Below are 7,121 nucleotides of genomic sequence, written 5' to 3'. Positions count from 1 at the left end.
CGCCGGCTCCCGGCAACTCCCCCGAACAGGTCGTCGACATGTATCAGCACCACACGGACTTGATTCGGCTGGGATTGCTGCTCACCATGTTTGCGTCCGCGCTCTTGGTCCCGTTTGCCGCCGTCATCTCCGCCCAGATGAAACGGATCGAGGGACCACGTTCGGTATTGGCATCGACGCAATTGGTTTCCGGCGGACTGTTGTCGTTGGAATTCATTATCCCCCTGATGATCTGGCAAACTGCGGCGTACCGGCCCGATATCGGCGGCGTGACGATCCGCATGCTCAATGACATGGGATGGCTGATGTTCGTGGGGGTCATCTCGTCGGCGGTTGTGGAATTCGGGTCTATTGGCGTGGTGATCCTCAGCGACGAGCGAAACACGCGGGTATTTCCCCGGTGGGCCGGATACTTCAATATCTGGGTGGCAATGCTCGTAGCACCGGCCGGTGTAGTCCCGTTCTTCAAGCACGGTCCGCTCGCCTGGAACGGGGCATTCGCGTTCTATCTGCCGCTTACCGTGTTCGCGATGTGGATCGCGGTCATGGTCGTGCTGCTGCGCCGGGCCATCAATACGGAAGAGCGCACCGCGGTGGCCGCCTGACCGTAACTGAGCAGTAGGGAGTGCTCGGCCAAGTGTCCAAAATTGCTCAAGGGTCGCGGTTTACGCTGCTCGCCTGCGCCGTCGCGGGCCGTCCGATGGTCGTCATCGAGGGCGATCACCCGCTGGCCTATACCGATGGCGAATCGATATTCCTGCCGGCGCGGCCCGCGCATCTGCAGGGCTGCTCGGTCATCGCGCAAGCCGGTCTCGTCAAGGTCGGAAGCTTCGATCGCCATGTGATGGCCCGGATCGCCGGGCGGCACTCGCTGCAACAACGCTACCTGCTGCTGGAGTGTGTGCGCGCGGTAGCGGCGCTGAGACAGACACTGCCGCTTCAGATGTTCGAGTTGACGGCGGAAGTCTATGACGGGCCCGCGCCGTCATGCGCACAGGAATCGCTGGCCTGGGCCCGCCAGGCCAGGCGTCGTCTCCCGGTGCCTCCCGACTGGATGGGCACCATCAAACCCATGAGTGTCCTTCGGGCCACCAACCGAATCGACGCCTCGCCTGCGGACCACCGGGAAGCGACTGCATCCCCTGAAGACTGGCTGCGCGAGCTCGACGATGACGAGGAATCCGACCGCAGCCGCATTCTCGAGCTGTTCTCGGCACCGATCCAAACCCCGCTGTCGTCCATGATCACCCGATTTTTCGGGATGGGCCGGGCTCCGGGTACCAGTCGCCATGGTGGAGCGGCGACTGCGGTGGGCGGGCACGGTGTCGGTCCGGTTGGGTCGCAGGCAGATCCGGTCGAGTCGATGAACGCAGTTGTCGCCGACGCGCCAGCCCTTCCCGTCGGATTTCGTTATCCAGAATGGGACGCCGCAGCCAGCCGCTACCGTCAGGATTGGTGCACGGTCGCCGAGTTCGATCCGTCGCAGCCAGCGGCGGAGCTGCGCCCGATGCCCGAGGACGATCGCCGATTGCGCCGCGAACTCGCGCGTCTCGGCCTGACCCATGAGCGACATCGACGCCAACCATACGGCGACACATTGGATCTGAGAGCGTTGGTCGACATGGTGGTGCACCGTGCCGCCCGCGTGGACGCCCGCCCGGACATCTATGAGTGCATGCGACGCACCGCCCACGATTTGAGCGTGCTTGTGTTGCTGGATGCGACCAGTTCCACTCGGGACGAAGGGTCGGGATGGCGTGTGTTCGACCAACAGCGAGAGGTTGCCCGACGGCTGAGCGCAGCATTTGACGAATTGGGTTGCCGGGTTGCGCTATTCGGCTTCTTCTCCCAAGGCCGCAATGCCGTGCGCTTCATGCGGATCAAGGAATTCGATGATCGACACGACAGCGCCGTGCACCGACGCCTGTCCGCTCTGGAACCCAGCGGTTTCACCCGGCTCGGCGCCGCCGTTCGGCACGCGTCGCACCTGCTGAAGACGCGTGCCGGCACCACTCAGAAACTTCTGATAGTCGTCGGCGATGGGTTTCCGTACGAAGAGGGTTACGAGGGCACCTACGCAGAACAAGACAGCAGGCAAGCGCTACGTGAGTCAGTCGCCGGTGGCATCGGATGTGCTTGTGTCAGCGTCGGCTCAGCTACCCAGGCCGATGTGGTCGAACGGGTATGGGGTGAATTCCCCCACTGCCGGCTGGATGACGCGTCGGAGCTCGCCTCATCGGTTATCCCGCTGCTGCGCGCGTCGCTGCGCAGAGTCCGGGCGACGTCACGGTCACTGGGATCTGCTGGCGGCCAACGAAGTTTAGGAGAAGTGCTATGACACAGTATGCGATCACCAAAGCGACTGCCGGCAACGGTGGGCGACCGTTCTATCACCCGGTCGGCCGCGAAGTCGCGCTGTTCAGCGCCGCCATGCGCCGAGGTTTACCGGTCATGCTGAAGGGCCCGACCGGTTGCGGCAAGACCCGCCTCGTCGAATATATGGCGGCTACCGCCGGTGTGCCGCTCTACACGGTCTCTTGCCACGAGGACATGACGGGTTCCGATCTGCTCGGCCGCTACGTACTGTCCGGCGGTTCGACAGAATGGGTCGACGGCCCCCTGACCCGGGCGGTTCGCGAGGGCGGGATCTGCTACCTGGACGAGATCGTCGAGGCCCGCCAAGACGCCACGGTCATCATCCATTCCCTCACGGACCATCGCCGCGAACTCAATATCGAACGCTTGGGCGGTGAGAAGCTCAGCGCCGCAACCGGATTCCAACTCGTCGTCAGCTACAACCCCGGATACCAGAGCGTCTTGAAGGATCTGAAGGCTTCGACTCGGCAACGCATGGTCTGCATCGAACTCGACTTTCCCCCGCCGGATGTGGAGCTCGAGATCCTCCGGCTGGAATCGGGAGTCGAGCCGATGATCGCGGAAGCACTGATCCGGCTGGGAGCTGCGGTACGCCGCGTGCGGGATGCGGGGCTTCGCGAGGTTGCCTCGACCCGAACGCTGATCGCAACCGCCGTGTTGATCGACGAAGGCATGCCGTTCCTCGACGCCGCGATGTCGGCCATCGCGGGCCCACTGACTGATGACCGCCAACTACGCGATGGGCTCACGGCACTGATCGAGGCGCACGCGCCGAATTGAATTCCGCTTGCGGGCAACATTGCACCGGCGTTGACAATTTGATACGCAAAGTTTCATTATTAAATGCATGGTAAGGGCTTCAGCCACCGCGACAAGAAATCCGAGCTCAGCCGACGTCACCGCCAGCTCGGCCGCGGTAGCCCAGGAGCCGCGCCGGCTGGTTCCCGTGAAGTGGTGGGCCGGCCTTGGCGCGGTAATCCTGACCTTCATCGCCTACGTGTTGATCGACTGGGCGACCGGTCCGTTTTTCAGACGGGTGCCGACCGGTCCGATGGATCCACCGACATTCATGAAGGTGGCCATGGTGGTGTTCCAGGCCGTGTCCATTCCCGTCGGCGTCGGCCTCATCGGTTGGTTCGTGGTGCGCCCGATCCTCCGACAACGCCGATTGACCCTCGACGGCATGCTGGTGCTGGCTTTCTCGACGCTGTGGTTCCAAGATCCGCTATCGGCATACGGCGGGCACTGGTTTACCTACAACTCGTGGCCCATCAACTACGGCTCCTGGGTGCACAGCGTCCCGGGTTGGCTCTCCAACGGGAAGCCGGGCGCGATGGTGGTCGAGCCGATCCTGATCATGCCGGGCTTGTATGTCTACGTCTTCGTGATCACGATGTTCCTCGGCTGCGCGGTCATGCGGCGCGCCAAGGCCAGGTGGCCCCGGATCGGCACGCTCGGACTGGTCTCCGGCTGCTTTGTCGCGATGGTCGGCTTCGACATCATCCTGGAGGGCGTCATCTTCATGCCGCTCGGCATCTGGGAATATCCCGGCGGGCGCGGCTTCGCCATCTTCAGCGGTACCTACCACGCCTTTCCGCTCAATGAGGTCGTCACCGTCTCGGCGACGTTCACCGCAGTCGCGTGCCTGCGGTACTTCCGCAACGACAGAGGACAGACGCTGGTCGAACGCGGCGCCGAAAATCTTCTGATGTCCGACCGCGCGCAGCTGGTGGTGCGGGCACTCGCCGTGGTGGCCGGTGTGCACGTGGCGTTGTTCCTCACCTACAACGTCCCGAACTACTGGGTTGGAATCCATTCCAAGGAATGGCAGCGCGACCTCGTCGACCGGTCGTACTTCACCGACGGGTTGTGCGGACAGGGCACCGATCGGGCATGCCCCGGTCCGGCCATTCCGTTGAGCCGCAACGACAACAGCGATTCCGGCAAGGGCTCCGTCTACATCTCGCCCGACGGCAAGGCCGTCATACCGCCCAACACCAAGCTGCCGGCGCAGTACCCGTTCGGACCATAAGCGCGGCCCTCACACCTCGCTCACGCCTGCTCCTGCAGTTGACGCGCGGATTCGCCGGCCCGTCGCATCTTCAGGGTGTGTGAATAGATCCAACGCGCCGACGCGTCGAGTATCGCCAAACCGATTGCGCAGGACGCGAAAGCGCCGGCCCAGGTCAGCCACGCCGGCGCGCTGGGGACGTGCAGGACGTTGTCCACGGGCAGGCCTACCGCGGCGCTGCAGCCGGCGTCGGCGACCAGCGGTAAGAACAGCACCAGCCCCGCACGCCAGCCGGTAAAATAGCCCGGCGCTGCAAACAGGATGGCCGCGCACAGGATTGGGCCGGTGGTGTTGACGAACAGCCAGTACAACGGAAATCCACCGACACTCATCGGCACGGTGCCGTAGCCGAAGTATGTGTACAACCGAAAGTGCAGCAGCGGCAGCTCGATCAGCAGATCAGCGGCGAAGGTGATCGCGATCCCGATCCAGAATGCGCGCGGGGTGAACGTCAGCCGGCGCAGTTCGAGCAGCAGCACATAGGCGATCCCACCGAAAAAGACGATGTACGTGGGCAGCCCCCAGTGCGGTATCGGGCCCATCGTCTCGAAGACGACGTCTTGTCCCGGGCGGGGGTGGTGCACGAGACCCAAGATGTCGTCGAGCGGTTCGTTCAGCAGCGCGATTCCGCCGCCCGCCAGGAGCACCAGCCCCAACGGCGATCCGGTCCGTCGCCACTGGCGCACCGCGAACCCCACGAACGCCACCACCACGATCCACAGGACGATTTCGGCGATGGTCTGGGGTGTCCGCGGGAAGACCATCTGCGGCGGCGTCGGGACGTTGAATTGGGCCATGATGATTCACGCAGTCAGGACGGCAGCGGGTGAAAGTGCCTGCAACAGTTCGCGTGCGGCCCGTTCGCCGGCCGTAGTGGCGGTGTTGACGTTGCCCGACGAGTTGTAGGAGCCGGCGAGGTGAATTCGGCTTGTCAGATCCCGGGCGGCGTGGAAGCGACCGAGGGCGCGATACAACCCGGGGTGGCTGTACACCAGCACCGGATACCATCGGTTCACCCGCGCGAACTCGATGGCATCTCCCAAACCCGGAATCGCCTTCTCCGCGTCGGGCAGCACGTCGGCCAGGATGTCCTCGTCGGTGGCATCCATGTGGTCGACGGCCCACTGATTCATCATGAACAGCGACACCAGGCCCTTGCCCGCCGGCGCGCGCCCCGGCGCCTTGTTGTGTTCCAGAATGATCGCGAACAGCCCCTCGGACACCGGCCGGGGAACGACGACGAATGATGCCGGGCAGTCAGGAACCCGGTTCAGCGCCAGGTTGATCGACATCGTCGACGTGTAATTCAACTCCCGCAGGAACTTGGCGCGCTCGGGATCCAGCTGCGGCACGATGTCGGGAACTCTGTTGCCCATGGAGCTGACGACGGCGCCGGCGCCGCGTTCGGTGTATTGCGCGCCATCGGGCCCGACGCAGGTGATCGTCACTCCGCCGGCGTCCTCGACGACCTCCACCACGTCGGTGTTCAGGCGCACATCGGGTATGGCGGCGGCCAGCCGCTCGGGGAACGAGGAGTATCCGTCGCGGAAGGCATACAGCTTGGAGCCCAGCACCTTCTGCCACAGGAAGAAGAACTCGACCACCGAGATCACGCTGGCCGGCACGCCGGCTCCCCCGCGCACGGTGGGCTCGATGAGATAGTCGTACAGCTCACCGTCGAGGCCGCGCCGCCGGCAGTACTGCTCGGGCGTCTCGGTGTCGAAGGCGCCGGCGATCGACAGGTCCTCGTAGCTGAGCAGCTTGCGCAGCTTGAAGGAGTCCGCGGCGAGCCGGGCGACCTTCACCTTGGAGCCCAGCGACAGCAGCTTGGTGCGTGCTGCATCGATGACGAGCCGGTTGGCGCGCAGGTAGTGCATCTGGCTGCCGCGCATGAATCCCATCAACGAGTTCGCCGGTATCAGCTCGTCGGTCATGCCGATGTCGTCGATCAGGCGCATCACGCTGTCGTAGGCGGCCGGCAGGATCGTCGTTCCGGCTTCCATCAGATAACCGTCGCGCTTGATCGATAGCAGTTGTCCCCCAACACGATCCCGCGATTCCATCACGACGACGTCACAGCCGGCCTCTTGCAGCCGCCAGGCCGCCGCCAGCCCCGACGGGCCCGCGCCGACGACGTACACCTTCGACAATTCAGACATGCTGTGCACCTTATCAAACAGCAAGTTTGGTCATCAAACATTCTGTATGATCGGCTGGACAGTGCGTATACTGCGTCGCGTGGACGCTTCGACTCCTCGGCCGCTGCAACTGTCCCGGCCTCAACGCCGCAGCATGCTCAGCCGGCATTTCGTCGGCGTGGTCGAGGACCTGGTGGAGAACGGGCCGGGGTACGCCGACCTGAGCGTCGAGGCGATCATCACCGCGGGCGGAATCTCGCGCTCCACGTTCTACGTGTACTTCGAGGACAAGGGCGACCTACTGGTCGCCATGGCGCAGGACGTCATCGGTGACCTGCTGGCCGATGGCGCGTCCTGGTGGGAACTGCCCGTCGACGCGACGCGCGAGGATCTGCACAAGGCCCTGCGGGTGCCGATCGACACCTATCGCAAACACCGGACGATCCTGGGCACCGTCGCCGAGACCGCGGCCTACGACCCACGGGTGCGAGAACAGCAGCAAAAACTGATCGACCAAGTCGTCGTGGCGCTGACCA

General features: G+C 64.1%; 7 protein-coding genes. 5 read left to right on the top strand and 2 right to left on the bottom strand.

Going from position 1 to position 7,121, the window contains the following annotated elements; translation table 11 throughout:
• From A5712_RS31390 to A5712_RS17740, 4 genes are all read left to right on the top strand, one after another.
• Nucleotides 1–605 (top strand): hypothetical protein (locus tag A5712_RS31390; RefSeq protein ID WP_197519425.1); only part of this gene is annotated, 605 nt, incomplete at its 5' end.
• 20 nt (nt 606–625) lie between these two features.
• Nucleotides 626–2,338 carry a nitric oxide reductase activation protein NorD gene (locus A5712_RS17750; RefSeq protein WP_156766611.1) on the top strand — a complete coding sequence of 571 codons (1,713 nt, stop codon included), beginning with the start codon at nt 626–628 and terminating at the stop codon, nt 2,336–2,338.
• A complete protein-coding gene (locus A5712_RS17745) occupies nt 2,335–3,156 on the top strand; it encodes a CbbQ/NirQ/NorQ/GpvN family protein (RefSeq protein WP_068107614.1) in 822 nt (273 codons plus the stop codon). Before A5712_RS17750 ends, A5712_RS17745 begins: the two co-directional genes overlap by 4 nt.
• Before the next feature lie 67 nt (nt 3,157–3,223).
• Nucleotides 3,224–4,408: a spirocyclase AveC family protein gene (locus A5712_RS17740; protein WP_068107612.1), complete on the top strand. Its 1,185-nt coding sequence runs from the start codon at nt 3,224–3,226 to the stop codon at nt 4,406–4,408.
• Nucleotides 4,409–4,428: 20 nt separating this feature from the next.
• On the opposite strand, the gene A5712_RS17735 is transcribed toward A5712_RS17740, so the two are convergent.
• Nucleotides 4,429–5,244, bottom strand: coding sequence for a hypothetical protein (locus A5712_RS17735; protein WP_068107610.1), 816 nt, complete (start codon nt 5,242–5,244; stop codon nt 4,429–4,431).
• Between the two features lie 6 nt (nt 5,245–5,250).
• Nucleotides 5,251–6,606, bottom strand: a complete 1,356-nt coding sequence (locus A5712_RS17730; RefSeq protein WP_068107608.1) for an NAD(P)/FAD-dependent oxidoreductase — start codon at nt 6,604–6,606, stop codon at nt 5,251–5,253.
• Nucleotides 6,607–6,685: 79 nt separating this feature from the next.
• Between A5712_RS17730 and A5712_RS17725 the strand changes: the two genes are divergently transcribed.
• On the top strand, nt 6,686–7,121 hold a 436-nt coding region (locus A5712_RS17725; RefSeq protein ID WP_197519424.1), incomplete at its 3' end, for a TetR/AcrR family transcriptional regulator.

It is taken from the genome of Mycobacterium sp. E2327 (assembly GCF_001672675.1).
Taxonomy (GTDB): domain Bacteria; phylum Actinomycetota; class Actinomycetes; order Mycobacteriales; family Mycobacteriaceae; genus Mycobacterium.
Note: the sequence above shows the minus strand (reverse complement) of the source record. Positions and strands in the feature narration are given on the sequence as shown.